Below are 2414 nucleotides of genomic sequence, written 5' to 3' on the forward strand. Positions count from 1 at the left end.
GTGCGCAATTGCGCACGGGGGCCGGGACGACACTCGGGAACCTCCCCCTGCCCTCGCACTTATCACGCAGCCGCCGCACCTCGGCGGAGCATCGAGGCCGCTCGCGCATGATCGACGATCTCTGGTACAAGAACGGCGTGATCTACTGCCTCTCGGTCGGCACCTACATGGATGCCGACGGCGACGGCGTCGGTGATTTCAAGGGCCTGCTGCGGCGGCTCGACTATCTGCACGGCCTCGGCATCACCACGATCTGGCTGATGCCGTTCCAGACTTCGCCGGGCCGCGACGACGGCTACGACATCGCCGATTATTACAGCGTCGATTCCCGCTACGGCACGCTCGGCGACTTCGTCGAGTTCGCCCATGGCTGCAAGCAGCGCGGCATCCGCATCATCCTCGACCTCGTCGTCAACCACACCTCGGACCAGCATCACTGGTTCAAGGAAGCGCGGCGCGACAGGAATTCGCCCTATCGCGACTGGTATGTCTGGTCCGACACGAAGCCGGCCAATGCCAACAAGGGCATGGTGTTTCCCGGCGTGCAGAAATCGACCTGGACGCGCGACAAGGACGCCGGCGCCTGGTATTTCCATCGCTTCTACGATTTCCAGCCCGACCTCAACACCTCGAACCCGCACGTGCAGGCCGAGATCCTGAAAATCATGGGCTTCTGGATCCAGCTCGGCGTCTCCGGCTTCCGCATGGACGCCGTGCCCTTCGTGATCGCGACCAAGGGCGCCAAGGTGAAGAAGCCGGTCGAGCAATACGACATGCTGCGCGCGTTCCGCGAGTTCCTGCAATGGCGCCAGGGCGACGCCATCATCCTCGCCGAGGCCAATGTGCTGCCGGAAACCGACATGGACTATTTCGGCCGCGATGCCGACCGCATGCACATGATGTTCAACTTCCACGTCAACCAGCACCTGTTCTATGCGCTGGCATCCGGCGACTCGCGTCCGCTGGCAAAGGCGCTGAAGGCGACCAGGCCGCGGCCGGCCTCGGCGCAATGGGGCCTGTTCCTGCGCAATCACGACGAGCTCGATCTCGGGCGATTGACCCCGGCGCAGCGCGACACCGTGTTCAAAAGCTTCGGCCCCGACAAGGACATGCAGCTCTACGACCGCGGCATCCGCCGCCGCCTCGCGCCGATGCTGGGCGGCGACCGCAGGCGGCTCGAGCTTGCCTACAGCCTGATGTGCACGCTGCCGGGAACGCCCGTGATCCGCTATGGCGACGAGATCGGGATGGGCGACGATCTCTCATTGCCGGAGCGCAATTGCGCGCGCACGCCGATGCAATGGTCGACCGAGCCGCATGGCGGCTTCACCAAGAACGACAAGCCGGCGTGTCCCATCATCGACAAGGGCCCTTACGGCTTTCCGCACGTCAACGTCGCCAAGCAGCGGCGCGATGCCAATTCCATGCTGAACTGGACCGAACGCATCGTCCGCATGCGCAAGGAGGTGCCCGAGATCGGCTGGGGCGATTTCGCCATCATTGCGACGCGCGATCCCGCCGTCTTCATCATGCGCTACGACTGGCGCAACAATTCCGTGCTGTTCGTGCACAATCTCGATGAGAAGCCACGCGAGATCGCGTTTTCAACGGGGTTGCCCGATGATGCCGTCGCGCACCTGATCAATCTGCTCGCGGAAGACCACAGCCACGCCGACAAGCGCGGCCAGCACCGCGTCGTGCTGGAGCCCTATGGCTATCGCTGGTACCGGGTCGGCGGGCTGGATTATTTACTGAAGCGGAGTGATATCGACGAGAATACAGCGCGGGGCAACAAGCATCCGGGATGACGTGGCCGCGCGCACCGCTGTCGCACTCTCCGCTGTCGTCCCCGCGAAGGCGGGGACCCATAGCCACAGGGAAGAGTGTGGCACGAACTGGTAACTCCGAGTCTTCGCAAAACCGCTCCCTGTGGCTATGGGTCCCGGGCTCGCGCTTCGCGCGCCCCGGGACGACGGTTAGGCGGGAGGCGCGACGATCACCCCCTCATTCCCCCGCAAGTCCAGCACGCCTTCCAGCCGCTCGCCCTCACGATCCAGAAACGTCGACAGCAGGATCTCACTGCCGAAGCGGATCGCGCTGGTGGTGACGGCGATCGGATCGGGACCGAGATTGAGCGCCACGATCACCACCCTGCCCTCGGCCTCGCGGCGGTAGATCAAGAGATCGCCCTGCGCCGCGATCGGATGATAGCTGCCCGCCAACAGGGGCGGGCTGCTCTTTCGCAGCACGATGAGCCGCTTGTATAGGCTAAGGATCGAGCGCGTGTCGGCTTCGAGATTGACGACGTTCTCGTGGATATGATCCTCGGGCAGCGGCAGCCACGGCCGGACGTCCGAGAAGCCGGCGAAGTTCGAGGAATCCCACTGCATCGGCGTGCGGCAGCCGTCGCGGCC

At 64.4% G+C, this 2414-nt stretch carries 2 protein-coding genes; one reads left to right on the forward strand and one right to left on the reverse strand.

Annotated features, from left to right (window positions below; translation table 11 throughout):
- Positions 1 to 107: 107 nt before the first annotated feature.
- Complete coding sequence (locus AC1D00_RS36640) at positions 108 to 1808, forward strand: alpha-amylase family protein (RefSeq protein WP_477014028.1); 1701 nt, start codon at positions 108 to 110, stop codon at positions 1806 to 1808.
- A 168-nt stretch (positions 1809 to 1976) separates the two neighbouring features.
- On the opposite strand, the gene AC1D00_RS36645 is transcribed toward AC1D00_RS36640, so the two are convergent.
- On the reverse strand, positions 1977 to 2414 hold a 438-nt coding region (locus tag AC1D00_RS36645), incomplete at its 5' end, for an alpha-amylase family glycosyl hydrolase (protein WP_477014027.1).

This window comes from Bradyrhizobium sp. P2_E8 (genome assembly GCF_056403875.1).